Below are 25173 nucleotides of genomic sequence, written 5' to 3'. Positions count from 1 at the left end.
CACCCCCATGGAGCGGCCCAGTGGAACGTCGCAATTTTCTGCGTGGAGCGGTCATCGGAAGCTCCGCCGCCGCACTCGGCGGCACTCTCTGGCGCGGCGCGGCCTACGCCGACCCCGCGCAGCCCGGCGCGGGACCGTACGGAGCGCTCGCATCAGCCGACGGCAACAACATCCGGCTGCCCGCCGGATTCACCAGCAGGGTCGTCGCGCGGTCCGGGCAGACCGTGCCCGGCACGTCGTACACCTGGCACAACGCCCCTGACGGCGGCGCCTGTTACGCCGACGGCAGTGGCTGGATCTATGTCTCCAACTCGGAGATCAATCCGTCCGGCGGCGCGGGCGCGGTCCGCTTCTCGGCGGCGGGCGCGATCACCGGCGCGTACCGGATCCTGACCGGCACCCGGCAGAACTGCGCGGGCGGCAGTACCCCGTGGAACACCTGGCTCTCCTGCGAGGAGGTGACCCGCGGGTATGTGTACGAGACCGATCCGTGGGGCGTGAAGGCGGCGGTACGGCGTGACGCGATGGGCCTGTTCAAGCACGAGGCCGCGGCGGCCGACCCGGTGCGCCGGGTGATCTATCTGACCGAGGACGAGACGAACGGGTGCTTCTACCGGTTCACGCCCACCACTTGGGGCGACCTCTCCTCGGGCACCCTCCAGGTGCTGCGGGCCGGCACCGCCACCTCGGGTGCTTTCACCTGGGTGACGGTGCCGGACCCGGACGGTTCGCCGACCCAGACCCGGGACCAGGTCTCGGGCGCCAAGCGGTTCAACGGTGGCGAGGGCTGCTACTACGCGGACGGCTCGGTGTGGTTCACCACCAAGGGCGACAACCGCGTCTGGCGGGTCGATCCGGCCGCGTCCACCTACGAGTTGACGTACGACGACTCGCTCGTCAGCGGCGGCGGCGCCCCGCTGACCGGGGTCGACAACGTCACCGGTTCCTCGTCCGGCGATCTGTTCGTCGCGGAGGACGGCGGGAATCTGGAGATCTGTGTGATCACTCCCGATGACGTCGTCGCGCCGTTCCTGCGCGTCGGGGGACAGTCGGGCTCCGAGATCACCGGTCCGGCCTTCTCGCCCGACGGATCGCGGCTGTACTTCTCCAGCCAGCGCGGTACGAGCGGCAGTTCGTCGGGCGGCATCACCTACGAGGTGACCGGGCCGTTCCGCACATAGGACACACGGGACAGCCCCTGGGCGCCGCCGTGCAGCAGGGCGGCGCCCAGCGGTGTGAGTGAGTGCAGGACGGCGTTGCCGTGGCGCAGGGTCACGACCAGGCCCGCCTCGCGCAGGACGCACGCGTGCTGGCTGGCCGAGGCGAGCGACACCCCTGCCCTGCGGGCCAGTTCGCTGGTGGTCGTGCCGTGTTCTATGGCGCTCAGGACAGCCGAGCGCGTACGGCCGACCAGCCGGCCGAGGGACGCTCCGGCGCCCCGGCCGCCGTGCCCCACGGCGGCCGGGGCGTCCGCGTGCGTGATGGGGTAGACGAGCACCGGCGGCAGCAGCGGGTCGCGGTAGACGACCGGTGTCGCGCGGCAGAAGAACGACGGCTGGAGGAGCAACCCCCGCCCGTCCAGCCACAGTTCGCGGTCGACCGGATAGTCGGTCTCCAGGACCGGCGCGCGCCAGCGGATCATCGGGGGGAGCGTGGCGAGCAGTTCGTCGGTACCGCCGTCGAGCAGCGCCCGGCCCCTGACGACCCGGTCCGCCTCGGCGCGTGCCCTGATGTGCGGCCAGTACGGCTCCACGGCTGCCCGGTGGTACGCGCGCAGCGCCCCGGCGAGCCGGCCCAGCTCCGCCGGGTCGTCCTCGCGGAGCGCGGCGGCCCGGGGCGGGAGGGCGCGCGGGGCGGCGGCGAGCAGGGCCAGTTCCGTACGGATCCGCTCCCCCGGTGTCGCGCGCAGCGCCTCCAGTCCCTCCGCGAGCCCGATGCGGCTCTCCGGGGGGTTGAGGAAATCCGGGAAATAGCCGCGTCTGGGTATCAGCGCGCCGAGCAGACGTGTTTCACCTTTCAACCTCACACGCGTTTCCGTGCGCCATTCCCCGAAGACGAGTGCGCCCCGCCGGTCGCGCAATCGGTGAAAGCTGAGAATCGTTTCCCACAGCGGGTCGGGACCGGCGGCCATCCGGACCCCGCCAAGGTCTCTCCCCGTGAAATGAATTCGCAGCACCGATCCCCCACTTGTTACTTCTGTGCATCCGCAATCGACCCCAGCGATGAGTATGCATGCCATCACAGGCCGTCACCACGGAGTTTCAGCCACAGTTGAAACGCATCGCGCCGGTCGGGTGCGAAACGAAAGGCTGTACCAGGTCAGGCGCGAAACCCGAGCCACCGGAAAGGCGCAGCGAAGGCCGTGGGGGGCTTTGCTCGTCCGGCGGCGGTCGGTGAGGGTTGCGGCTCCGTGCCCGGCCGGAAAACGGGGCGCGGCCGATGGATGGGGATCCACCGGCCGCGCCCCGATTCGTTTGTGCCCCAGGCTTATGTCCCGGACTTACGCCGCGCGCTCACGTCCCGCGCTTACGTCCCGCCCTTATCCGTTCCGGGAAGAACGGGAGTAACCGGATTCGCCTGCGGCGTGACACCGGAAGCCGGGTGCCGGTGTCAGCGTGAGTCGCCGCTGCCGTCCGACTGCGCCGCCGCCCGCCCGGCCTCCAGACGCGCCACGGGGATGCGGAACGGCGAGCAGGACACGTAGTCCAGGCCCACCTCGTGGAAGAAGTGCACCGACTCGGGGTCGCCGCCGTGCTCGCCGCAGACACCCAGCTTCAGATCGGGCCGCGTCCTGCGGCCGGCCTCGCACGCGCTGCGCACGAGCGCGCCGACGCCGTCCATGTCGATCGTCTCGAAGGGCGACACCCCGAAGATGCCCTTCTCCAGGTACGCGGTGAAGAAGCTCGCCTCGACGTCGTCGCGGGAGAAGCCCCACACGGTCTGGGTGAGGTCGTTCGTACCGAAGGAGAAGAACTCGGCGGCTTCGGCGATCTGACCGGCCGTCAGTGCGGCGCGCGGCAGTTCGATCATCGTGCCGAGCGACAGTTTGAGGTCGATCCCAGTGGCCTTGCGCACCTCGGCGATGACCTGCGCGGCCTCGTCGCGGACGATCTCCAGCTCCTGGACGGTGCCGACGAGCGGGATCATGATCTCGGCCCGCGGGTCGCCCTTGGCGTGCCTGCGCTCGGCCGCGGCCTCGGCGATGGCCCGTACCTGCATCGCGAACAGGCCGGGGATGACCAGGCCGAGCCGTACGCCGCGCAGACCGAGCATCGGGTTCTGCTCGTGCAGCTTGTGCACGGCCTGGAGCAGCCGCAGGTCGTTCTCGTTGTGGTCCTCGCGGGACTCGGCGAGCGCGACGCGTACCGACAACTCCGTGATGTCGGGCAGGAATTCGTGCAGCGGCGGGTCCAGCAGCCGTACGGTGACCGGCAGTCCGTCCATCGCCTCGAACAGCTCGACGAAGTCCTTCTTCTGGAGCGGCAGCAGGGTCTTCAACGCCTGCTCGCGCTCGTCGTCGGTGTCCGCGAGGATCAGCCTCTCGACCATGGCGCGGCGTTCACCGAGGAACATGTGCTCGGTGCGGCACAGTCCGATGCCCTGCGCGCCGAAGCGGCGGGCCCGCAGCGCGTCCTCGGCGTTGTCGGCGTTGGCACGCACCCGCAGCCGGCGGCGGCGGTCGGCGTACGCCATCATCCGGTGCACGGCCTCGACCAGTTCGTCGGCGTCGTCGGCGCCCGCGTGCATACGGCCCTCGAAGTACTCGACCACCGGCGAGGGGACGACCGGGACCTCGCCGAGGTAGACCTTGCCGGTCGAGCCGTCGACGGAGACGATGTCGCCCTCCTCGATGACGGTCCTGCCGACGGTCATCCGGCGCCGCTTGGTGTCGACCTCCAGCTCCTCCGCGCCGCAGACACAGGTCTTGCCCATGCCGCGGGCGACGACGGCCGCGTGCGAGGTCTTGCCGCCGCGCGAGGTGAGGATGCCCTCGGCGGCGATCATGCCGTCCAGGTCGTCGGGGTTGGTCTCGCGGCGGATGAGGATGACCCGCTCGCCGGAGCGCGACCACTTGACGGCGGTGTACGAGTCGAAGACGGCCTTGCCGACGGCGGCGCCGGGCGAGGCGGCGATACCGCGCCCCAGCAGCTCGGCTTTCGCGCCGTCGTCGAAGCGCGGGAACATCAGCTGCGCGAGCTGGGAGCCGTTGACGCGCTGGAGCGCCTCCGCCTCGTCGATCAGGCCCTGGTCGACGAGCTGCGTCGCGATCCGGAAGGCGGCGCCGGCGGTGCGCTTGCCGACGCGGGTCTGGAGCATCCACAACTCGCCGCGCTCGATGGTGAATTCGATGTCGCAGAGGTCCCGGTAGTGCGTCTCCAGGATCTCCATGATCTGCAACAGCCGGTCGTACGACGTCTTGTCGATGGTCTCCAGATCGGCGAGCGGCACGGTGTTGCGGATGCCGGCGACGACATCCTCGCCCTGCGCGTTCTGGAGGTAGTCGCCGTACACGCCCTGGTGGCCGCTGGCCGGGTCGCGGGTGAAGGCGACGCCGGTGCCGGAGTCCGGGCCGAGGTTGCCGAAGACCATGGAGCAGATGTTGACGGCGGTGCCGAGGTCGCCGGGGATGCGCTCCTGGCGGCGGTAGAGCTTGGCGCGGTCGGTGTTCCACGACTCGAAGACGGAGCAGATGGCGAGGTCCATCTGCTCGCGCGGGTCCTGCGGGAAGTCGCGGCCCGCGTCGCGCGCGACGATCTTCTTGAACTGCTTGACCAGCTTCTTCAGGTCGCCGGCGTCGAGGTCGATGTCGGTGGCGGCCTTCTTCGCCCGCTTGGCCTCCTCCAGCGCCTCCTCGAAGAGGTCGCCGTCGATGCCGAGGACCGTTTTGCCGAACATCTGGATGAGTCTGCGGTACGAGTCCCAGGCGAAGCGCTCGTCGCCGGACTGCTTGGCGAGGCCGGCGACGGACTTGTCCGAGAGGCCGATGTTGAGGACGGTGTCCATCATCCCGGGCATGGAGAACTTGGCGCCGGACCGTACGGAGACGAGCAGCGGGTCGTCGGCCTGCCCGAGCTTCTTGCCCATGGCCAGTTGGAGGGCGTCGAGGTGTGCGCTGACCTCGTCACGCAGGGCGGCCGGCTCCGTGCCGGTGGCGAGGTAGACCTTGCACGCCTCGCTGGTGATCGTGAAGCCCGGAGGGACGGGCAGCCCGAGGTTGGTCATCTCGGCGAGGTTGGCGCCCTTGCCGCCGAGGAGGCCCTTGAGATCCTTGTTGCCCTCGGTGAAGTCGTAGACGAACTTCTGGTTCTGTGGGGCGTTGTCCGCCGCTACGTGGGTGTCTTTGCTTTCCGACACGGATCTCGACTCCTCCGGGAGGCGCTGGCTGCCCTGACGGCGAGGAACATACCCAGATCGAAGGTGCCCGGACATGTCCACTTGTCCGTCATGCGGCCGCAACCACCCGTCCGCCACTGGATCGAATGCGTATGACGGGGGGTCACCCGCCCCGCTCCCCTTCACGCCTCGAACCGGGCATGACCTTTGCATGACACAACTCGCTCATCTGAGCGGGTGTCGCGACTTCTGAGTTCACTTCTCGAACGCGGAAGGGGTGGCACTGGGTGCCACCCCTTCCGGAAGTGCAGTCGCGCGTCAACCGCTCGTCTGAGCGAAGGATCTATCAGACGTGGCGAGAATCACGCCCTCCAGCACCGCCAGATCCACGTCCTCCAGGCTGCCCGCGAAGTACCGGCCCTCCCCCGCCGCCACCGGCAGGAGCGAGGGGACGACGAGGACGGGGCACCCGGCGGCCTCGGCGGAGGCCGTGCCGTCCGGGGAGTCCTCGACGGCCACGCACGCGCCGGTCGCGACGCCGAAGCGCTCGGCCGCCGCCCGGTAGGGATCCGGGTGCGGCTTGGTCCGTACGGTGTCGTCGGCCGACAGCGTGAAGGCGAAGGCGACATCGGCCAGGGAACCGGCGACGACCGAGTCGACCACCGGCCGCGGTGAGGCGCTGACCAGCGCGAACGGCACCCCTGCGGCTTCGAGCGCGGCCAGCAGCCGACGGGCTCCGGGGCGCGGCGGCGCGCCCGCGTCGACACGCCGCAGGAAGGAGGCGGTGAGGTCGGCGGCGACCGCGTCCGGGCAGGGCGCGCCCGTCACCCGTACGAGATGGGCGGCCGTGTCGGCGACGGCGCGGCCCACGACCTCGCGCGCGTCGGCGTCCGAGAGGTGGTGGCCGAGGCCCGCGGCGACCTCGGCGGCCGACTCCCACCACAGCGTCTCGGTGTCCACGAGGGTGCCGTCCATGTCGAAGAGCACGGCGGCGGGCCCGCGGCCCGGGGCGCTCACGCGCCCGTCCCGGCCGCGGGAGGGACGACCAGCACCGGGCGGTCCGCGGGCCGGACGGTGGCCCGGACACCCGGTGCCAGTGCCCCCGCGTCCCGTGACGGCACGTCGGCCTTCACGGTGCCACCGCCGGACAGATCGAGCAGCACACGCGTCACGGACCCGAAGAACGACGCGGAGACGACCGTGGCGGTCCCCCGCTCGTCGGCGGTCGCCGTGACGTTCTCGGGCCGGATCAGCACGTCCACGGGGAGGTCGCGGCCCGCCGGGACCTCCCCGTCCACCGGCAGCGTCACTCCGGCGACCGCCACCCGGCCGCCGTCGGTGAGCCGCCCCGGCAGCCGGTTCATCGTGCCGACGAACTCGGCGACGAAGGCGGTCGCGGGCCGCTCGTACAGCTCGGCGGGCGGCGCGCACTGCTCAAGCCGGCCCGCGTTGAGGACGGCGACCCGGTCGGCCATCGACAGCGCCTCCTCCTGGTCGTGCGTGACGAAGATCGTGGTGATGCCGAGCGAGAGCTGGAGCCGCCGGATCTCCTCGCGCAGGGACAGCCTGACCTTCGCGTCGAGCGCCGACAGCGGCTCGTCAAGCAGCAGGACACGTGGGCGCAGCGCGAGCGCGCGGGCCAGCGCGACCCGCTGTTGCTGGCCGCCGGACATCTGGTGAGGGAAGCGGTCGCCGTGCTCGGGAAGGCCGACGAGGTCGAGGAGTTCGGCGGCGCGGGCGCGCCGCTCGGCGGCGGACACCTTCCGTACGCGCAGCCCGAAGGCCACGTTGTCGCGGGCGTTGAGGTGTGGGAAGAGGCTGTACGACTGGAACACCATGCCCGCGTCACGGCGGTTGGCCGGGACACGGGTGATGTCCTCGCCGTCCACGAGCACGTCGCCGGCGTCGGGGTGCTCGAAGCCCGCGAGGACGCGCAGCGCGGTGGTCTTGCCGCAGCCCGACGGGCCGAGCAGGGCGAGGAGTTCGCCGGGGCGGGCGGTCAGGTCGAGACCGTCGAGTGCGACGGTGGGGCCGAACTCCCGTCGCAGACCGCGGAATTCGACGAGCGCGCCGGGGCCGGCCGGCCCCGGCGCGCTCGCGCCGTCGGGCAGCGTGGATATGGCGGACATGGGTGGGTCACTCCTTGCCGGAGAGGGCGGTCGGGGCGGGGGTCGGGGCCTGGGCCTGGGCACCCGCGCGCGCTCCCGCGCGGGACAGGACCATCAGCAGCGCCCACGCGATCAGCAGGCTGAGCAGTGACACCGCGACCGATGTCTGGGCCTGGGAGCCGGAGATGGTGACGATCCACACCGCGAACGGCTGATAGCCGAGCAGCGCGGCGATCGTGTACTCGCCGAGGACCAGCGCCAGTGTCAGGAACGAGGCCCCCGCGAGCGACGAGCGCAGGTTGGGCAGGACGACGCGGAGGATCACGTACGGCATGCTCGCCCCGCAGTTGCGCGCGGCCTCCACGAGCGTGGGTACGTCGACGGCGCGCAGCCCCGCGTCCAGCGACCGGTACACGAACGGCAGCGCGAGCACGGTGTAGGCGATCACCAGCACCAGCGGGAACGACTCGTCCTGCACGACGAGGAACGTCTGGTAGAGCGGAGTCGTGGACAGGTGCTCCGGTCCCCAGCGCAGGACGGTGGTGATCCCGCTGACCAGCGCGATCGGCGGCACCACCAGCGGCAGCATGCAGACGATCTCCACGACAGGCCGCAGCCTCGGCGCCCCGAGCCGTACCGCGACGAGCGCGGGCACGGCCAGCAGCAGGGACAGCGCGATGGTGCAGGCGGCGAGTCCGAGCGAGAGCAGCAGGCTGTCCGCGAAGCCGTCCGCCGACAGGATCCCGGTGTACGCCTCGAAGGAGACGCCCTGTCCCGGCGTGTGCACGGTGAAGACGAACGAGGCGAGCAGGGGGACGACGAAGTAGATCCCGGCCAGGGCCAGGACGGCGCCGCGCCAGACGCGCGGGCGGTTCCTCCTCCGTACGGAGGAGGCGGCCGACGTCACCTCCTTGGGAGGCGCAGGCGTCGGCGGCGGCGCGGACGCCGTCGGGGTCAGTGCAGCCATCGGGTGCTCCGTCGCTGGAGGGGCAGGTAGAGCGCCATCACCACACCGGCGATCACGATCATGTCGAGGCTCAGCGCGAGTGCCACGTTCTCCTGGCCGACCTGCACGTTCCCGGACAGCGCGGCGGCGATCTTCAGGGTGACCAGCGGCACGGATCCGCCGACGAGCGCGGCGGCCGTCGCGTACGCGGCGAAGGCGCTGCCGAAGAGCAGCACGAATCCGCCGAGCAGGGTGGGCGCGAGGACCGGCAGCCCGACATGGCGCCAGAACTGCGCGTCCGTGGCCCCGGCGTTCTGCGCGGCCTCGCGCCACTGCGGGCGAAGGCCGTCCAGCGCGGGGACGCTGACCAGCACCATCAGCGGCACCAGGAAGTAGAGGTAGATCACGGTGAGTCCGGTGAAGGAGTACAGATTCCAGCCCGCCGCGTCGAGGTGCGCGAGCTGGGTGACGACACCGGAGATGCCGAGAGTCGCGACGAAGGCGAACGCGAGGGGAACGCCCCCGAAGTTGGCGAGGACGCCGGACGCGGTGAGGACGGACTCGCGCAGCGCGCGCCGCCGTGAGGTGACGACGGCCTGGGCGATGAGCATGCCGAGGACGGTGCCGATCAGGGCGGTCAGCGCGGACAGTTCGACGCTGCCGGTGAGGGAGGTGAGATACGGCCCCTGGAGCGAGGTGGAGACATTCGCGCCGGTGGCCGAAGTGGCTCCGGTGACCGGGTCCTCGGTGGTGAAGGCTCCGTACACGACGGCGGCGACGGGCAGTCCGAAGCAGACGCCGGCGAAGACGAGCAGCGGCAGGGCCCCGAGCCAGGCGCGCGGTCGGGGCGCCCGCCGCCGACGGCGGATGCCGTCGGCGGTGCCCGGAGCGGGCGAGGGGGCGGCGACGGCCATCAGGAGACGGCCTTGTCCCAGTTCTCGGCGAGTACCGCCTTGACGCTGTCGAGATCGGCGGCCTCGGGGAACGTCGGGTCGCCGTCGACCTTGGGCAGCTTGGTGACGAAGGTCTTGTCGACGGAGCCGTCCTCGGTCATCGAGGGCAGCAGTACGGGCCTGGCGTACCCCTTCAGGAAGAGGTTCTGGCCCTCCGCGCTGTACAGGTACTCCATCCACAGACGGGCGGCGGCCGGGTGCGGCGCGTCCTTGTTGATCGCCTGCGAGTAGTACTGCGCGTACACGCCGTCGGTCGGTACGGCGACCTGCCAGTCGACGCCCTTGCCCTTGAACTGGTCGGCGTAGCCCGCGTTCAGATAGTCCCAGTCGATCGAGATGGGCGTCTCGCCCTTCTGGACCGTCGCCGGGGTGGACTCGACGGGGATGAAGTTGCCGCTCTTCTTCAGCTTGCCGAAGAAGTCGATGCCGGGCTGGATGTCGGTGAAGCCGCCCTTGTTGGCGAGGGACGCCGCGTACACGCCGCCGAAGGCCGAGCCGGACTTGTTCGGGTTGCCGTTGAGCGCGACCTTGCCCTTGTACTCGGGCTTGAGGAGATCGGCGAAGGTGGTGGGGCAGGTCTTGATGCGCTCGGCGTCGCAGCCGATGGAGATGTAGCCGCCGTAGTCGTTGTACCAGAGGCCGTTCGGGTCCTTCTGGGCCGTGGGGATCTTGTCGAAGGACGTCACCTTGTACGGGGCGAAGAGGCCCTCGGCGGCGCCGCTGCGGTCGAAGGGGATGCCGAGGTCGACGACGTCGGGGGCACGGTCCTGGCCCTTGCGGGACTTGATGGCGTTGATCTCGTCGGCGCTGGCGGCGTCCGGCGTCTCGACCTTCACCTCGACCTTGTACTTCGCCTCGAAGGACTTGATGATCTCGCCGTAGTTCGCCCAGTCCGGCGGCAGGGCGATCGCGTTGAGCGTGCCCTCCTTCTCGGCCGCGGCGACGAGGGCGTCCATGCCGCCGAAGTCCGCGACGGACGCGGCGGTGCCCGCCTTCACGCCGCCGGCCGCGTCGGCGTCGGCGGACGTGTCGGACTTCGCACCGCAGGCGGTGAGCGTGGTGAGTGCGGCGGTACTGAGCGCCAGGGCGGCGATGAGCCGGCCGTTGGCGCGTACGCGGATTCGGGTCACGCGGGGTCTCCCGGAGGCGATGAGGGTTCGAGTCGATGGCTCAACTTGTTCATACAAGCTGGGATCAGTTCGCCTGGTGCGGATGACCGGGGGGTGAACGGCCGATGGCCGCCGCGGCACAGGCCGCGGAAGACAAAAACGCCCACAAAGCACCTGATCGGCACCGGAATTCAGGAGGGTGGGGGGTGGGGGCGTGGGAGCGGGTACGGTGCCTGGGAGGCGTCCGCGTACAGGCGTAGGTGTGCGCAGCCGGGCCGGCTGACCGACCGGACCGGGGCGAGAGTGACGACCGACCGATCCGGGGAGAGCAACGGCGTGGAAAGTTCGGCGAGTTCAGGGTCGGGTGCGGGAGCAGGTTCGGGCTCGGGCTCGGGAGGTCCGGCGGGTTCGGGGAGTCCGGCGGGTTCGGGGAGTCCGGCGGGTTCGCGCTATCTGGAGATCGCGGAGGCGCTGCGGCAGTCGATCCTCGGCGGCGAGTACCCGGTCGGCGCGCGCCTGCCGTCCGAGAGCGATCTCGCGGCCCACTGGTCCGCCTCGCGCGGCACGGTCCGCCAGGCCGTGGGGCTGCTCGCCTCCGAGGGCCTGATCGGCTCCCGCCAGGGAGCCCGCCGTGTCGTCCTGCGCCAGGAGCGGCGGCACAGCTTCCAGCAGCTCAACAGCTTCGCGCAGTGGGCGCGGGCGATGGGCAGCGAGGTCGCCAGCCGCATCCTGACGCGTACGACCCGCCCGGCCACCGCCGAGGAGACGGCCCGCCTCGGCATCCTCCCCGGCAGCGAGGTCCTCGACGTCCTGAGGCTGCGCCACCTCGACGGCGAACCGGTCCTGGTCGAGCGCACCGCCTACACGGACTGGGTGGCCCCCGCCGTCCGGGCGCTGCCCGACGACTGCGTGTCGATCATGGACAGCATCGCGGCGAACGCGGGCATAGTCGCCCACTACGGCGAGCATCTGATCGACGCGCTCGCGGCGGGCAGCGAGGACGCCAGGCTGCTGCGGGTCCGCCGGGGCAGCCCGCTGCTGCGCCAGCGCTACATCACGTACACGGCGGCGGGCCGCCCCATCGAGTGGACCGACGACCGCTACCGCGCGGGCACCGTCGCCTTCAGCGTCTCCAACTCGGCGGCGGCGGCGCCGCTGGAGCGGCACGCGGCGCCGGGCGTCGCCGGCCGTTGATCCGGCCGCCCCTGCGCCAGGGCTCCAGCCTCAGACGTACGGCTGCCGGTCGCCCAGCACGCGCAGGAGTTGGAGTTGGAGTTGGAGTTGGAGCTCCTGTTGGTTCCCGGTGCCGGGAGTCGCGGTGAAGACGAGCAGTGCCGCGGCGCCGGCGTTGTTCACCAGGAAGTCGGAGCTGTCGCGGTCCCAGGTCGTGCGCAGGGCGTCCCGTACGGAGGTGGCGAAGGCGGGGAAGGTGTCGAACCGCGCCGTGTCCAGCTCGACGGCGACGGCGGTACGGCCCGGCGCCGAGGCGGCGTCGTCCTTGCCGGTCCGGTAGGTGAGGATCACGTCGGTGCCGGCCTCGGCGAGCGCGAGCGCGGTGGCCCGGCCGAGTCCGCGGTTTCCGCCGGTGATCAGGGCGCCGGTCCGCCGATGCCGGTCGTGCTCCCGTTCGTGTTCATGTGACCCACTGTCGTCCCGGGCCGGAGCGCGGATGAAGGCACCACCGGTCCAGGGACCGCCGATCCCCCTTGCCTCTCGGCTCAGCCGCCCGACGTGTCCAGTTCCGCGTCCGCGCCGATGCCCGCGCAGTCGTACGGGTCCTTCAGCCAGCCGTCCGGCAGGACCACCCGGTTGTTCCCCGATGTCCGCCCACGCGGCCCGTCGGCGCCCTCCGGCCACGGCTGGTCCAGGTCCAACTCACCCAGCAGCGCGTCCAGTTCGGCGAGCGACGAGGTGATCGCGAGCTTCCTGCGCAGCTCGGAGCCGACCGAGAAGCCCTTCAGGTACCAGGCCACGTGCTTACGGAAGTCGATCACCCCGCGCGCCTCGTCCCCGATCCACTCCCCCAGCAGCTCCGCGTGGCGCCGCATGACCCCGGCGACCTCGCGCAGCGCGGGCCGGGCAAGCTCCCCCGTACCCTCGAAGGCCGCCACCAGATCGCCGAAGATCCACGGCCGGCCGAGGCAGCCGCGCCCCACGACCACACCGTCGCAGCCGGTCTCGCGGACCATCCGCAGCGCGTCGTCCGCCGACCAGATGTCGCCGTTGCCGAGGACGGGGATCTCCGGGACGTGCTCCTTGAGGCGGGCGATGGCGTCCCAGTCGGCCGTGCCGCCGTAGTGCTGGGCGGCCGTCCTGCCGTGCAGGGCGATCGCCGTGACGCCCTCCTCGACGGCGATGCGGCCCGCGTCCAGGTAGGTGAGGTGGTCGTCGTCGATGCCCTTGCGCATCTTCATGGTGACCGGCAGGTCCCCGGCGTTCGACACCGCCTCGTGCAGGATCGCGCGCAGCAGGGGCCGCTTGTACGGGAGGGCCGAGCCGCCGCCCTTGCGGGTGACCTTGGGGACGGGGCAGCCGAAGTTCAGGTCGATGTGGTCGGCCAGGCCCTCGTCCGCGATCATGCGGACGGCCTTGCCGACGGTGCCCGGGTCGACCCCGTAGAGCTGGATCGAGCGCGGTGTCTCGGTCGCGTCGAAGCGGATGAGCTGCATCGTCTTCTCGTTGCGCTCGACCAGCGCCCGCGTGGTGATCATCTCGCTGACGAACAGCCCCTTGCCGCCCGAGAACTCCCGGCACAGCGTCCGGAACGGGGCGTTGGTGATCCCGGCCATCGGCGCGAGCACCACGGGCGGGCGTACGGGGTACGGGCCGACGGCAAGCGTGCTGGGCGGTGCGGGGGACGGGGCGAGCGGAGCGGTCATCCGTCCATTGTCGCGCATGGCGGGAGAGGGGCCGCCGGGGCGCCGGACTTACCATCGCCCCATGCCGGCTCCCCACCCCACGTCCTCGCCGGAACCGTCGAGGAAGCCGGAACCGGAACCGTCGCGGGAGTCCTCGCGGGAGTGCGGCCCCCGCCGACGGCTGATGATCCTGGGGACCTGCTGCATGAGTCTGCTGATCGTCAGCCTCGACACCACGGTGCTCAACGTCGCGCTGCCGTCCATGCAGAAGGACCTGCACACCACGGTCGCCGGTATGCAGTGGACCATCGACGCGTACACGCTGGTCATCGCCTCGCTGCTGATGCTCGCGGGCTCCACGGCCGACCGCATCGGCAGACGGCGGGTCTTCAAGACCGGGCTGGTGGTCTTCACGCTCGGCTCGGCGCTGTGCTCGGTCGCGCCGAATCTGGAGTCGCTGGTGGCGTTCCGGATGGTGCAGGCCGTCGGCGGCTCGATGCTCAACCCGGTCGCGATGTCGATCATCACCAACACCTTCACCGAACCGCGTGAGCGCGCCCGTGCGATCGGGATCTGGGGCGGGGTCGTCGGTATCTCGATGGCGGCGGGGCCGCTCATCGGCGGGCTGCTGGTGGAGACAGTCGGCTGGCGCGCGATCTTTCTGATCAATGTGCCGGTCGGGATCACCGCGTCCGTCCTCACCTGGCGGTACGTCCCCGAGTCCCGCGCCGCCAAGCCGCGACGCGTCGACCCCGTCGGCCAGCTGCTGGTCATGGCCACCCTCGGCGCGGTGACGTACGCGATCATCGAGGCGCCGGCCGCCGGCTGGACGTCGCCGCTGATCCTGGCCTTCGCTGGGGTCGCGGTGTGCGCGCTGACGGGGCTGATCCTGTACGAACCGAGGCGCCAGGAGCCGCTGATCGATCTGCGCTTCTTCCGCAGCGCGCCGTTCAGCGGGGCCACGGTCATCGCCGTCTGCGCGTTCGGCGCCCTCGGTGGCTTCCTCTTCATGAACACGCTCTATCTGCAGAACGTCCGGGATCTCTCCGCCCTGGACGCCGGTCTCTACATGCTGCCGATGGCGGCGCTCGCCTTCGTCTGCGCGCCGCTGTCGGGGCGGCTCGTCGGCTCGTACGGGGCGCGCGTGCCGCTGCTGATCGCGGGCACGGCCCTCGCGGCGAGCGGCCTGATGTTCGCGGTCTTCGAGGCGGAGTCACACCTGGGGCCGCTCTTCACCGGATACGTCCTGTTCGGTATCGGCTTCGGCATGGTGAACGCCCCGATCACCAACACGGCGGTGTCCGGGATGCCGCTGTCGCAGTCGGGGGTGGCCGCCGCGGTGGCCTCGACCAGTCGGCAGATCGGGACGACGCTGGGCGTCGCCGTGATCGGGGCGGTGCTGGCGGCGGGCGCGGCGGCGGCGGTCACCCACCGCGGCGCCGTCGACGACGCGGCCTTCGCGGACGCGAGCCGGCCCGCGTGGTGGATCATCACCGGGCTCGGGGTGTCCGTGCTGGTGGTCGGCGCGCTGACCAGCGGAAAGTGGGCGCTGGATACGGCGCGCCGCAACGCGGAACGGCTGGATCCGGCGGCGGTGCCGGGCTCGCCGGACTCCATGGCCTGAGCCATATCACAGAGACTCCTCTGCAAATACTTCTATGCAGAGGATCCTCTGCACCATACGATGCCGCCATGCCCGACGAACCCGAGCACTCCGCACCGCCACCCGCCCGGCCCACCCGCCGTATCGACGCCCGCAGCCTGCGCGGGCTCGCCCACCCCCTGCGGATGAACATCCTCGAACTGCTCAGCCTCGACGGACCGGCCACCGCCACCGGCCTCGCCGAACGCCTCGGCGAGAACACCGGCACCGTCAGCTGGCATCTGCGTCATCTCGCCGAGCACGGCTTCATCGAGGAGGAGACCGGACGCGGCACCAAGCGCGAGCGCTGGTGGCGCAGGACCGGCGTCCCGAACGAGCTGAACACCGCGGACTTCCGCGACGATCCCCGCACCCGGGGCGCCCTCTCCGTCTATCTCCACGAGCTGGTGGGCCAGTACTTCAGCCGGGTCACGGACTATCTGAACGAGGACTGGGACGACGCCTGGCGGGCCTCCGGCACCATCTCGGACTGGCACGACCTGCGCCTGACGCCGGATCAACTGAGCGCCTTGAACGCCGAGTTGATGGCGGTCATCGCCCGCCACACACCCGCCGACACCGGCCCGGACGAGGCCGTGGACCCCGAGGCCCTGCCCGTCGTCGTACAGCTCCAGTCCTTCCCCCGCAAGCCGCGGGACACCCGGTGAAGCCCGGAACCGGCGCGATACGCGGCGGTCTGCTGCGCCGCCACCATGATTTCCGGCTGCTGTGGCTGGGCGAGACCGCCGGCAAGTTCGGTACGTCGGTGACCGGGGTCGCGATGCCGCTGATCGCCATCTCCACTCTGGACGCGGACACGTTCGAGGTCGGTCTGCTGACCGCCGCGACCTGGGCTCCCTGGCTGGTCATCGGCCTGCCGGTCGGCGCCTGGGTGGACCGGACGCGGCACAGGCCGATCATGCTGGCCGCCGCCGCGGTCTCGCTGGTGCTGTTCACCGCAGTCCCGCTCGCCGCGTGGGCCGGTCTGCTGAGCGTCGGTCTGCTGATGGGGGTCGCACTGCTGACGGGCACGTCGGCCGTCTTCTTCCAGACCGCGTACACCGCCTATCTGCCGACCATCCTGGACCCCGACGACCGGCCCGAGGGCAACGCCAAACTGCACGGCAGCGCGTCCGCCGCGCAGATCGCCGGGCTCGGATCGGGCGGTCTGATCGCACAGTTGGCGGGCGCGGTCAACGGGATGTTCGCCAACGCGGCGACCTTCCTCGTCTCCCTCCTGTGCCTGTCGCGCATCCGCCACCGCGAGCCGCGCGTCCCGAGGGCCGCGCGCCCGCGCGGCGCGCTGGCCTCCGAGGTCGGCGAGGGTCTGCGGCTGGTCGCGGGAGACCCCTGGCTCCGTACGCTGACAGTCTTCGGCGCCGCGTCCAATCTGGCCCTGATGGGGTATCAGTCGATCCTGGTGGTCTTCCTGGTACGGACCGTCGGCCTGGACCCGGGCCCGGTCGGCGGACTCGTCGCCGCGGCCGGTACGGGCGGCGTGGCCGGGGCCTTCCTCGCGCGCCGGGTCGCGGCCCGGGTGGGCACCGCGCGCGCCACGCTGGTCTTCGAGCTGGGCCTCGCCGTGTTCGCGCTGCTGATCCCGCTGACCGTCGGCGGAGCCGGGGTGCTGTTCTACGTGGCGGGCGGATTCTGCGTCGCGGCGGGCGTGGTGGCGGGCAATGTCATCAAGGCGGGCTTCCAGCAGCGCTACTGCCCGCCGGAACTCCTCGGCCGCCTCACCGCGAGCACGGCCTTCCTCAACTACGGCGCCATCCCGCTCGGCGCGCTGCTGGGCGGCACGCTCGGGACGGTGCTCGGTATCCGTACGGCGATGTGGATCACCACCGCGGGCGTGCCGCTCGCCGCGCTGATCCTGCTCTTCTCACCGATCGGCCGTACGAGGAACCTGCCGACGTCCCAGCTCCGGCAACCCCTCTCCGCCCGCGCCGACGCCGTCCGGGCACCGCACTAGGCCGTGTCTTGCCGAACGCGGCAAGGCGCGGTGCCAGGGACCGCGAGCCCGGCAAGATCGGCAGGACACCCCTAGGCCGCGTCTTCGAAGTCCCGCCTGGCCCGCGACGCCTGGCCCGGCACCTCGCCGCGTTGTCGGAGTCGGAGTCGGAGTCGGCCGAGTACGCCCAGTACGAGGCCGATCCTCCGCCTTGCGACGCACCGCACCAGCCGCCGCGGGCCCCGCCCTGCGGGCGGACGGCGCTACTTCGAAGACACGACCTAGGCTCCCGGGCATGGACTCCACCGACGCGCATCGCGCACCGGCCCGGCTGCGTGCCGCCCCGAGCTGGCTCATCACCCAGACCGCCACGCACGCCGCGCGGCTGACGGGGGAGGCGTTCGACGCGACCGGCGCGGGGCGCTACCACTTCGCGCTGCTGTCGGCCCTCGCCGAGTTCGGCCCGTCCAGCCAGGCCGAGTTGGGCCGCAGGTGCGCCATCGACCGCAGTTACGTCGTGGCGGCCGTCAATGAACTCGCCGCCCGGGGGCTGGCCGTTCGCGCCGCCGACCCGGCCGACGGGCGCCGCAACGTCATCACCCTCACCCCGGACGGGGAGGCGGCGCTGGGGCGCACAGGCGAAGCACTCGACGGGGCGCAGGACGCGCTGCTGGCGCCGCTCTCCCCCGACGAGCGCGCCCGGTTGACCGCGCTCATGGCCAAGGTCCTCGAACACCACCGGCGACAGGCCCGCGCCCAAGACTGAGACCTCGACCCCGGCCCCCGCCCCCGGCGCGCGTCAGCTCGTACGGCCGCTCCGGGCGCTCCGCCGTGTCGGCGCGGAACCGGGCCCCGGCCCTGACGGGGACGGCCCGGATCACAGGAGTGATCCGGGCCGTCGTCGCGCTCTGTCACACGCGGTGCGTCAGGACTGGGCCGCGGGCCCGTCGGTCACGTCGGCGGCGCCGGTCGTGGCCGGCGCGTCCGTGGTGTCCTCGGTGCCGTCCTCGGACTCCGTGCCGGTCGCCCGCTCGCGCATCTTCCGCACGAGTTCCTGCTTCTTGTCCTCGGCGACCTTGCGGTCGGCGTTCCGGCCTGGGCCGTTGCCCTGCTGGTCGGCACGGGACAGCTTCTTACGCTGTCCGCCCACGCCGAGAAGGTTGTTCCGGCTTTTTGCCACGGGTTCTCCCGAATTGGTGAAGGCGAAGTGATCTGCGGATTCGTCTGGTGAGAGGCGGACCGTGACCGCCGCGTTCTCACTCGTAGATCTGGAAGAACATGCCCGAGACGCTACCACCGGGCCGGTGGCGCCCGTCACCCCATTTCCGGGCCCCAACACCCCCGTGCGACGGCTCTCAGCCGTTGCCCGTCACCGTCGGATCCACGGTCGCCTGGTGCGCCTCGGTGAGATGTTCCTCCGCCTTGAGCCACGGCAGGAACTGCGCGTTCTTGCTCCAGCCGCAGGTGTCGCAGGTCAACGCCCGCTGCATGCCCGCCTTTTGGACATGGACCACATGCTCTCGGCCGTGCTGGTCCCATCGGCTTACCTTGCTGCTGGTCGTGGGCGGCATGGGTGCCTCCTGTTGACGGATGCGGCCACTGAGCAGTGTGCGACGAAGCCCCCGGCTCCGTCACGGAACCGGGGGCTTCGAGCCACGACCGTAATCAGCGGCTGTGATCGGAGGCCGCGCTCGGCGCGCCGGTGATCGGCGCGCCTCCGCGGCCGGCCTCAGCAGCCGAGCAGCCGCTCACCCAGGTACCCCTGGATCTGGCTCAGCGAGACACGCTCCTGCTTCATGGTGTCGCGCTCGCGCACGGTCACCGCGTCGTCGTCGAGCGTGTCGAAGTCGACGGTGACGCAGAACGGCGTACCGATCTCGTCCTGCCTGCGGTAACGCCGGCCGATCGCGCCCGCGTCGTCGAACTCGATGTTCCAGTTCTTCCGCAGGTCGGCCGAGAGCCCCTTCGCCTTCGGCGACAGCTGCGGGTTGCGCGACAGCGGCAGCACCGCGACCTTCACCGGCGCCAGGCGCGGGTCGAGCCGCATCACGGTGCGCTTCTCCAGCACGCCCTTCGCGTTCGGCGCCTCGTCCTCGTTGTACGCGTCGAGGAGGAAGGCCAGCATCGCGCGGCCGACACCGGCGGCGGGCTCGATGACGTACGGCGTCCAGCGCTCACCGGCCTCCTGGTCGAAGTACGACAGGTCGTGGCCCGACGCCTTGGAGTGCGCGGTGAGGTCGAAGTCGGTGCGGTTCGCGACACCTTCCAGCTCGCCCCACTCCGAGCCGCCGAAGCTGAAGCGGTACTCGATGTCGGCGGTGCGCTTGGAGTAGTGGGAGAGCTTCTCCTTCGGGTGCTCGAACCAGCGCATGTTCTCCTCGCGCATGCCCAGGTCCCGGTACCAGTTCCAGCGCTGCTCCATCCAGTAGTCCTGCCACGTCTCGTCCTCGCCGGGCTTGACGAAGAACTCCATCTCCATCTGCTCGAACTCGCGGGTGCGGAAGATGAAGTTGCCGGGCGTGATCTCGTTACGGAAGGACTTGCCCATCTGCGCGATGCCGAACGGCGGCTTCTTGCGCGATGTCTGCTGCACCTGGGCGAAGTTGGTGAAGATGCCCTGGGCGGTCTCGGGACGCAGGTACGCGACCGAGCCGGTGTCCTGTGTCGGGCCGAGGTGGGTGGCGAGCAGCCCGGAGAAGGACTTGGGCTCGGTGAAGGTCCCCTTGTTGCCGCAGTTGGGGCAGTTGAGGTCCTTGAGTCCGTTGACCGGGGGCTTGCCGTGCTTCTCCTCGTACGCCTCCTCCAAGTGGTCGGCGCGGTAACGCTTGTGACAGGAGGTGCACTCGGTCAGCGGGTCGCTGAACGTGGCGACGTGACCCGAGGCCTCCCAGACCTCGGTGGCCAGGATCACCGACGAGTCGAGACCGACAACGTCCTCGCGCGAAGTGACCATGTAACGCCACCACTGGCGCTTGATGTTCTCCTTCAGCTCGACCCCGAGCGGCCCGTAGTCCCAGGCGGCACGCTGTCCGCCGTAGATCTCGCTGCACGGATAGACGAAGCCACGGCGCTTGCTCAGGTTGACGATGCTGTCGATCTTGTCGGCGGCCACGGTGCTCTCTTCATTACGACGACGAACGGCGAATGCTTCAGATTAGCGGCGGGCGCACCCCCTGTATCAAATCGGTGTCCCGCAGTGGCCTTCACCACCCCTTGTTGACAATCGTTTCCACTTTTGTTGAAAATGACTGTCATGAACGTACGACGCCTCATACCCACCGCCGCGCTCGCCGGGTCCGTCACCCTCGGCCTGGTCGCGCTGTCCGCGTGCTCCCCCTCCGACGCGGCCGACGGCGGGGGCGGTGCGGGCGGCAAGGGCGACGGCAAGCTCGCGGTGGTCACGTCGTTCTACCCGATGCAGTATCTGGCCGAGGAGATAGGCGGGACACACGTCGACGTCTCCACCCTCACCAAGCCGGGCGTCGAGCCGCACGAGCTGGAGCTGGGGACCCGGCAGGCCGCCCAGCTCGGCGAGGCCGACTACATTCTCTACCTCAAGGGCATCCAGCCCGCCGTCGACGAGGCCATCGCCGGCGCCGGCGTGAAGAACACCGTCGACGCCGCCTCCCTCACCACGCTGGAGAAGCACGGCTCGGAGGTCGGCCACGGCGACGAGCACGCGGGCGAGGAGCACGCCGAGGAGGACCACGCCCACGAGGGCGAGGCCGGCACCGACCCGCACATCTGGCTCGACCCCGTGAAGTACGCCGAGGTCGCCAAGGGCGTCGGCGCCTCGCTGGAGAAGGCCGACCCGGACAACGCCGCCGCGTACCGGAAGAACACCACCGCTCTGGTCGAGCGGCTCACCACCCTCGACACCGCGTTCGAGCAGGGCCTCGCCGACACCTCCACCAAGACCTTCATCACCACGCACTCGGCCTTCGGCTATCTCGCCGAGCGCTACGGTCTCACCCAGGAATCGATCTCGGGCATCTCCCCCGAGTCCGAGCCCAGCCCGGCACGGATCAAGGAGCTGCGCTCCATCGCGGCCAAGGACAAGGTCGGCACGGTCTTCTTCGAAACGCTCGTCAGCGACAAGACGGCGAAGACCGTCGCCGCCGACAGCGGACTCAGGACGGACGTCCTCGACCCCGTCGAGGGAATCACGGAGAAGTCCAAGGGCGCTGACTACGTCGAGGTCATGGAGTCCAACCTCGCCGCGCTGGAGAAAGCCCTCGGCGCGAAGTGAACCACCCGACAGCGGCAACGGAGGTACGGGACGTGGCGACGACGCACACCGAGCGGGCAGAGGTGGCCGGGCAGGACGCCGCCGCACCCGCGCCCGCACCCACCGTCCTGTCGCTGCGCGGCGCCACCGCCACGCTCGGCTCCCGCCCCGTGCTGCGCGGCATCGACCTCTCCCTGCGGCGCGGTGAGGTCGTCGCTCTGCTCGGCGCGAACGGCTCGGGCAAGTCCACGGCCGTACGCTCCGTGATCGGCCAAGTCCCCCTCACCAGCGGCGAGGTGACCCTCTTCGGCACCCCGCTGCGGCGCTTCGGCGACTGGGCGCGCGTCGGCTACGTACCGCAGCGCACCACGGCCGCCAGCGGCGTCCCCGCGACCGTCCGCGAGGTCGTGGCCTCGGGGCGGCTCTCCCGCTCCGGGCTCCTGCGCCGGCCCTCCAAGGCCGACCGGGCGGCCGTTCAGCACGCCATCGAGCTGGTCGGTCTCGCGGACCGGGCGAAGGACGCGGTCGGCGCGCTCTCCGGCGGCCAGCACCAGCGGGTGCTCATCGCGCGCGCCCTCGCCGCCGAACCCGAACTGCTGATCATGGACGAGCCGATGGCGGGCGTCGACCTGGCCAGCCAGGAGATCCTGGCGGCCACGCTGCGTGACCAGGTGACGGCCGGCACGACCGTCCTGCTCGTCCTGCACGAACTGGGCCCGCTGGAGCCGCTGATCGACCGCGCGGTGGTGCTGCGCGACGGCTGCGTGATGCACGACGGCCCGCCGCCGAAGGCCCTGGGCCAGCACGCGCTGCCCGGCCACGACCACGTCCACCCTCACGCGGCCGGCGAGCCGCTCCGTACGGGACTGCTGAGCTGATCATGGAAATCCTTGAGACCGCCCTCATGCAGCGGGCCCTGATCGCGGCCGTACTGGTCGGCGTCATCGCGCCCGCCGTCGGCATCTACCTCGTCCAGCGGCGCCAGGCACTGATGGGCGACGGCATCGGCCATGTCGCCATGACCGGTGTGGGGCTGGGCTTCCTGCTCTCCACCAGCCCGGTGTGGATGGCGACACTCGTGGCGATCATCGGCTCCATCGCGATGGAGCTGATCCGGGCGTACGGCCGCACACGCGGCGACATCGCGCTGGCCATGCTCTTCTACGGCGGTATGGCGGGCGGTGTGCTGCTGATCAACCTCTCGCCGACCGGCTCCAACGCCAACCTCAGCTCGTATCTCTTCGGCTCGCTCTCCACCGTCTCCGAGGCCGACCTGGACGCGATCTGGATCCTGGCGGCCCTGGTGGTGCTGGTCACCGTGGGGCTGCGGCGGCAGCTGTTCGCCGTCAGCCAGGACGAGGAGTTCGCGCGGGTCACCGGGCTGCCGGTACGCGCCCTGAACCTGCTCGTCGCCGTCACGGCCGCCGTGACCGTCACCGTCGCGATGCGGGTCGTGGGACTCCTGCTGGTCAGCGCGCTCATGGTGGTGCCGGTCGCCGCCGCGCAGCAGATCACCCGGTCCTTCGCCGTCACCTTCGTGCTGGCGGTGGTGATCGGTACGGCGGTCACGCTGGCCGGCACGGTCACCTCGTACTACCAGGACGTACCGCCCGGAGCGACAATTGTGTTGCTGGCCATCGGTGTCTTCCTGGTCCTGACGGTGCTCGCGACCCCGCTCGCGAGACGGCGGGCACGGGCACCACGGCCGGCGGAGGGCGAATGCGTCCAGGACCCGGCGGACGTTCCCGCCGTTCCCGCCATGCGCGGGCCGTCGGACGAGGCCACGGTCTGACGCGAGCTGGCAGAATGGCCCGACAGATGAGCGATTCCGGGCAGAAGTATTGGAGGCACCCGTGACGACTGCCCCTGGCGGTGGGGCGAGCACTGCCCCCGTACGCGGCCGATCGACCCGGCAGCGTGCCGCGGTGGCCGCCGCGCTGGACGAGGTGGACGAGTTCCGCAGCGCGCAGGAGCTCCACGACATGTTGAAGCACCGCGGCGACTCGGTCGGTCTGACGACGGTCTACCGCACGCTCCAGTCGCTCGCGGACGCGGGCGACGTCGACGTGCTGCGCACCAACGACGGGGAGTCCGTCTACCGACGCTGCTCGACCGGTGATCACCACCACCATCTGGTGTGCCGGGTGTGCGGCAAGGCCGTCGAGGTCGAGGGCCCGGCCGTCGAGCAGTGGGCCGAGACGATCGCGGCCGAGCACGGCTTCGTGGCCGTGGCCCACACGGTGGAGGTCTTCGGCACCTGCGCGGAGTGCGCCGCGGCCGGCGGTCTTTCCGGCCGGTGACCTGACCGGCGCGGGGCCGTGCGCGGGGCGTGAGCGGGCCGTGAGCGGGGCGTGAGCGGGGCCGCCACCCCGGCCGCCCCGCCCCCTACACCGCGTCCTTCGAGCTGCCGCCCCGGTGTTACAGGCCCTCGCCCGGGTGGTTCTTCTCGCTCAACTCGCCCGACTTGTCGGACTGGTTGGGCAGCGCTCCGCCGAAACGGCGGTCCCGGTGGGCGAATTCCAGACAGGCCCGCCACAGGTCCCGCCGGTCGAAGTCCGGCCAGAGCACGTCCTGGAAGACCATCTCGGCGTAACTGCTTTGCCAGATCAGGTAGTTGGACGTGCGCTGCTCACCGCTCGGCCGCAGGAAGAGATCGACGTCCGGCATGTCCGGGTAGTACAGATACTTGGCGAAGGTCTTCTCGTTGACCTTGGACGGATGGAGCTTGCCCGACGCCACGTCCTGGGCGAGCGCCTGCGCCGCGTCCGCGATCTCCGCGCGGCCACCGTAGTTGACGCAGAAGTAGAGCGTCATCGCGTCGTTGTCGACGGTCTGCTCCTGCGCGACCTGGAGCTCCTGGACGACCGACTTCCACATCTTGGGCATCCGGCCGACCCAGCGGATCCGGATGCCGAGTTCGTTCATCTCGTCACGGCGGCGCCGGATGACATCGCGGTTGAAGTTCATCAGGAAGCGCACCTCGTCGGGTGTGCGCTTCCAGTTCTCGGTGGAGAAGGCGTACAGGGAGAGGTTCTTGACGCCCATCTCCAGACAGCCCTTGAGCACGTCCAGCACGACGCCCTCGCCGACCTTGTGGCCCTCGGTACGCGGCAGGCCGCGCTCCTTGGCCCAGCGGCCGTTGCCGTCCATGACGCACGCGACGTGCTTGGGCACCAGCTCGCCGGGGATCTTCGGCGGAACCGCCCCGGAGGGGTGCGGCTCGGGGACCTTGTACTCGCGGCCGGGCCGGCCCAGGATTCCGCGTCGTGCCATGCGCTCGTGTCTCCTAGTTCTTCTCTACATATCTGAGTGAGCGCAGACCGCGCTCCAGATGCCAGTGCAGATACGCGGACACCAGCCCGCTGCCCTCCCGGACATGACGAGCCTCGCACGCGTCCGCGGTCCCCCAGTCCCCGGTCAGCAGCGCGCTGAGCAGTCCGACCGCCTCCGACGACGGTACGACGCTGCCCGGCACCCGGCAGTCACCGCATATGACCCCGCCCGCCGCGACCGAGAAGAACCGGTTCGGACCGTCGAGACCGCACTTCGCGCAGTCGTCGAAGCTCGGCGCGTAGCCGTTGACCGCGAGGGAGCGCAGCAGGAACGCGTCGAGGATCAGATGCGGGGCGTGCTCCCCGCGCGAGAGCGTGCGCAGCCCGCCGACGAGGAGCAGATACTGCTGGACCGCAGGTTCGCCCTCGTGGTCGGTGAACCGCTCGGCGGTCTCCAGCATGGCCGTACCGGCCGTGTAGCGGGGATAGTCGGTGACGATGGCGCCGCCGTACGGGGCGATGGTCTCGCTCTGCGTACAGAGCGGCAGCCCGCGTCCGACGAGTTCACTGCCGCGTGCGAAGAACTGCACGTCGACATGGGAGAACGGTTCGAACCTGGCGCCGAACTTGGACTTCGTACGGCGCACTCCGCGTGCGACGGCCCGGACGCGGCCGTGGCCACGGGTGAGGAACGTGATGATGCGGTCCGCCTCACCCAGCTTCTGGGTGCGCAGCACGATGCCGTCGTCGCGGAACAGGCTCATGGCGCCAT

24 protein-coding genes are annotated in these 25173 nt (G+C 70.8%); 10 read left to right on the top strand and 14 right to left on the bottom strand.

Features of this window, described 5'->3' with window-relative positions:
* The first annotated feature begins 20 nt into the window (after positions 1–20).
* Positions 21–1181, top strand: coding sequence for an alkaline phosphatase PhoX (locus P3L51_RS07480; RefSeq protein ID WP_354604280.1), 1161 nt, complete (start codon positions 21–23; stop codon positions 1179–1181).
* On the opposite strand, the gene P3L51_RS07475 is transcribed toward P3L51_RS07480, so the two are convergent.
* The 7 genes from P3L51_RS07475 to P3L51_RS07445 all read right to left on the bottom strand — a co-directional run bounded on the left by P3L51_RS07475 (position 1151) and on the right by P3L51_RS07445 (position 10492).
* Positions 1151–2176, bottom strand: a complete 1026-nt coding sequence (locus tag P3L51_RS07475; protein WP_354604279.1) for an ArsR/SmtB family transcription factor — start codon at positions 2174–2176, stop codon at positions 1151–1153. The two genes, P3L51_RS07480 and P3L51_RS07475, sit on opposite strands and share 31 nt — an antisense overlap.
* A gap of 434 nt (positions 2177–2610) precedes the next feature.
* On the bottom strand, positions 2611–5355 hold the full coding sequence (gene ppdK / locus P3L51_RS07470; protein ID WP_354604278.1) for a pyruvate, phosphate dikinase: 2745 nt from the start codon (positions 5353–5355) through the stop codon (positions 2611–2613).
* A 297-nt stretch (positions 5356–5652) separates the two neighbouring features.
* Complete coding sequence (locus tag P3L51_RS07465) at positions 5653–6351, bottom strand: HAD family hydrolase (protein WP_354604277.1); 699 nt, start codon at positions 6349–6351, stop codon at positions 5653–5655.
* Positions 6348–7463: an ABC transporter ATP-binding protein gene (locus tag P3L51_RS07460; protein ID WP_354604276.1), complete on the bottom strand. Its 1116-nt coding sequence runs from the start codon at positions 7461–7463 to the stop codon at positions 6348–6350. Before P3L51_RS07460 ends, P3L51_RS07465 begins: the two co-directional genes overlap by 4 nt.
* Before the next feature lie 7 nt (positions 7464–7470).
* A complete protein-coding gene (locus P3L51_RS07455; protein WP_354604275.1) occupies positions 7471–8409 on the bottom strand; it encodes an ABC transporter permease in 939 nt (312 codons plus the stop codon).
* Positions 8397–9302 carry an ABC transporter permease gene (locus tag P3L51_RS07450; RefSeq protein WP_354604274.1) on the bottom strand — a complete coding sequence of 302 codons (906 nt, stop codon included), beginning with the start codon at positions 9300–9302 and terminating at the stop codon, positions 8397–8399. Before P3L51_RS07450 ends, P3L51_RS07455 begins: the two co-directional genes overlap by 13 nt.
* Positions 9302–10492: an ABC transporter substrate-binding protein gene (locus tag P3L51_RS07445; RefSeq protein WP_435594398.1), complete on the bottom strand. Its 1191-nt coding sequence runs from the start codon at positions 10490–10492 to the stop codon at positions 9302–9304. The genes P3L51_RS07450 and P3L51_RS07445 overlap by 1 nt, the downstream gene beginning before the upstream one ends.
* 411 nt (positions 10493–10903) lie before the next feature.
* Here P3L51_RS07445 and P3L51_RS07440 point away from each other — a divergent pair, with 411 nt between their 5' ends.
* On the top strand, positions 10904–11644 hold the full coding sequence (locus tag P3L51_RS07440) for a GntR family transcriptional regulator (protein WP_354604301.1): 741 nt from the start codon (positions 10904–10906) through the stop codon (positions 11642–11644).
* 30 nt (positions 11645–11674) lie between these two features.
* Here the strand turns inward: P3L51_RS07440 and P3L51_RS07435 are convergent, their stop codons facing one another.
* Complete coding sequence (locus P3L51_RS07435; RefSeq protein ID WP_354604300.1) at positions 11675–12040, bottom strand: SDR family NAD(P)-dependent oxidoreductase; 366 nt, start codon at positions 12038–12040, stop codon at positions 11675–11677.
* Between the two features lie 128 nt (positions 12041–12168).
* The gene (dusB, locus tag P3L51_RS07430; RefSeq protein ID WP_354604272.1) at positions 12169–13347 is read right to left on the bottom strand and encodes a tRNA dihydrouridine synthase DusB; all 1179 of its coding nucleotides are present in this window, start codon (positions 13345–13347) and stop codon (positions 12169–12171) included.
* Positions 13348–13492: 145 nt separating this feature from the next.
* Here dusB and P3L51_RS07425 point away from each other — a divergent pair, with 145 nt between their 5' ends.
* The 4 genes from P3L51_RS07425 (at position 13493) to P3L51_RS07410 (ending at position 17667) form a co-directional block, all read left to right on the top strand.
* Complete coding sequence (locus P3L51_RS07425) at positions 13493–14932, top strand: MFS transporter (protein WP_354604299.1); 1440 nt, start codon at positions 13493–13495, stop codon at positions 14930–14932.
* A gap of 68 nt (positions 14933–15000) precedes the next feature.
* The gene (locus P3L51_RS07420; RefSeq protein WP_354604271.1) at positions 15001–15618 is read left to right on the top strand and encodes an ArsR/SmtB family transcription factor; all 618 of its coding nucleotides are present in this window, start codon (positions 15001–15003) and stop codon (positions 15616–15618) included.
* The gene (locus P3L51_RS07415; protein ID WP_354604270.1) at positions 15615–16922 is read left to right on the top strand and encodes an MFS transporter; all 1308 of its coding nucleotides are present in this window, start codon (positions 15615–15617) and stop codon (positions 16920–16922) included. Before P3L51_RS07420 ends, P3L51_RS07415 begins: the two co-directional genes overlap by 4 nt.
* Positions 16923–17196: 274 nt before the next feature.
* Complete coding sequence (locus P3L51_RS07410; RefSeq protein ID WP_354604269.1) at positions 17197–17667, top strand: MarR family winged helix-turn-helix transcriptional regulator; 471 nt, start codon at positions 17197–17199, stop codon at positions 17665–17667.
* 159 nt (positions 17668–17826) lie between these two features.
* Here the strand turns inward: P3L51_RS07410 and P3L51_RS07405 are convergent, their stop codons facing one another.
* From P3L51_RS07405 to P3L51_RS07395, 3 genes are all read right to left on the bottom strand, one after another.
* Positions 17827–18081, bottom strand: coding sequence for a DUF6243 family protein (locus P3L51_RS07405; RefSeq protein ID WP_354604268.1), 255 nt, complete (start codon positions 18079–18081; stop codon positions 17827–17829).
* A 175-nt stretch (positions 18082–18256) separates the two neighbouring features.
* On the bottom strand, positions 18257–18472 hold the full coding sequence (locus P3L51_RS07400; RefSeq protein ID WP_354604267.1) for a hypothetical protein: 216 nt from the start codon (positions 18470–18472) through the stop codon (positions 18257–18259).
* 158 nt (positions 18473–18630) lie between these two features.
* A complete protein-coding gene (locus P3L51_RS07395) occupies positions 18631–20013 on the bottom strand; it encodes a glycine--tRNA ligase (protein WP_354604266.1) in 1383 nt (460 codons plus the stop codon).
* Positions 20014–20154: 141 nt separating this feature from the next.
* Here P3L51_RS07395 and P3L51_RS07390 point away from each other — a divergent pair, with 141 nt between their 5' ends.
* The 4 genes from P3L51_RS07390 (at position 20155) to P3L51_RS07375 (ending at position 23429) form a co-directional block, all read left to right on the top strand.
* On the top strand, positions 20155–21150 hold the full coding sequence (locus tag P3L51_RS07390; protein WP_354604265.1) for a metal ABC transporter substrate-binding protein: 996 nt from the start codon (positions 20155–20157) through the stop codon (positions 21148–21150).
* A 62-nt stretch (positions 21151–21212) separates the two neighbouring features.
* Positions 21213–22007 (top strand): metal ABC transporter ATP-binding protein, encoded by a 795-nt coding sequence (locus tag P3L51_RS07385; protein WP_354604298.1) that lies wholly within the window; start codon positions 21213–21215, stop codon positions 22005–22007.
* 2 nt (positions 22008–22009) lie between these two features.
* The gene (locus P3L51_RS07380; protein WP_354604264.1) at positions 22010–22921 is read left to right on the top strand and encodes a metal ABC transporter permease; all 912 of its coding nucleotides are present in this window, start codon (positions 22010–22012) and stop codon (positions 22919–22921) included.
* 61 nt (positions 22922–22982) lie between these two features.
* Positions 22983–23429 (top strand): Fur family transcriptional regulator, encoded by a 447-nt coding sequence (locus P3L51_RS07375; protein ID WP_354604263.1) that lies wholly within the window; start codon positions 22983–22985, stop codon positions 23427–23429.
* Positions 23430–23547: 118 nt separating this feature from the next.
* Here P3L51_RS07375 and P3L51_RS07370 read toward each other — a convergent pair whose 3' ends face one another.
* The gene (locus P3L51_RS07370) at positions 23548–24402 is read right to left on the bottom strand and encodes an isoprenyl transferase (RefSeq protein ID WP_354604262.1); all 855 of its coding nucleotides are present in this window, start codon (positions 24400–24402) and stop codon (positions 23548–23550) included.
* A gap of 13 nt (positions 24403–24415) precedes the next feature.
* Entirely contained in the window at positions 24416–25165 is a 750-nt protein-coding gene (recO, locus tag P3L51_RS07365; protein ID WP_354604261.1) for a DNA repair protein RecO, read from the bottom strand.
* Positions 25166–25173: the final 8 nt, after the last annotated feature.

It is taken from the genome of Streptomyces panacea (assembly GCF_040560175.1).
GTDB lineage: Bacteria > Actinomycetota > Actinomycetes > Streptomycetales > Streptomycetaceae > Streptomyces > Streptomyces panacea.
Note: the sequence above shows the minus strand (reverse complement) of the source record. Positions and strands in the feature narration are given on the sequence as shown.

Excerpts from the sequence above, each read along its gene's own strand:
- P3L51_RS07425 (WP_354604299.1), top strand. The coding sequence starts at position 13,493 with ATGATCCTGGGGACCTGCTGCATGAGTCTGCTGATCGTCAGCCTCGAC.
- P3L51_RS07390 (WP_354604265.1), top strand. The coding sequence starts at position 20,155 with ATGAACGTACGACGCCTCATACCCACCGCCGCGCTCGCCGGGTCCGTC.
- P3L51_RS07455 (WP_354604275.1), bottom strand. The coding sequence starts at position 8,409 with ATGGCTGCACTGACCCCGACGGCGTCCGCGCCGCCGCCGACGCCTGCG.
- P3L51_RS07370 (WP_354604262.1), bottom strand. The coding sequence starts at position 24,402 with ATGGCACGACGCGGAATCCTGGGCCGGCCCGGCCGCGAGTACAAGGTC.
- P3L51_RS07410 (WP_354604269.1), top strand. The coding sequence starts at position 17,197 with ATGGACTCCACCGACGCGCATCGCGCACCGGCCCGGCTGCGTGCCGCC.
- P3L51_RS07380 (WP_354604264.1), top strand. The coding sequence starts at position 22,010 with ATGGAAATCCTTGAGACCGCCCTCATGCAGCGGGCCCTGATCGCGGCC.
- P3L51_RS07460 (WP_354604276.1), bottom strand. The coding sequence starts at position 7,463 with ATGTCCGCCATATCCACGCTGCCCGACGGCGCGAGCGCGCCGGGGCCG.
- P3L51_RS07420 (WP_354604271.1), top strand. The coding sequence starts at position 15,001 with ATGCCCGACGAACCCGAGCACTCCGCACCGCCACCCGCCCGGCCCACC.
- P3L51_RS07450 (WP_354604274.1), bottom strand. The coding sequence starts at position 9,302 with ATGGCCGTCGCCGCCCCCTCGCCCGCTCCGGGCACCGCCGACGGCATC.
- P3L51_RS07400 (WP_354604267.1), bottom strand. The coding sequence starts at position 18,472 with ATGCCGCCCACGACCAGCAGCAAGGTAAGCCGATGGGACCAGCACGGC.
- recO (WP_354604261.1), bottom strand. The coding sequence starts at position 25,165 with ATGAGCCTGTTCCGCGACGACGGCATCGTGCTGCGCACCCAGAAGCTG.
- dusB (WP_354604272.1), bottom strand. The coding sequence starts at position 13,347 with ATGCGCGACAATGGACGGATGACCGCTCCGCTCGCCCCGTCCCCCGCA.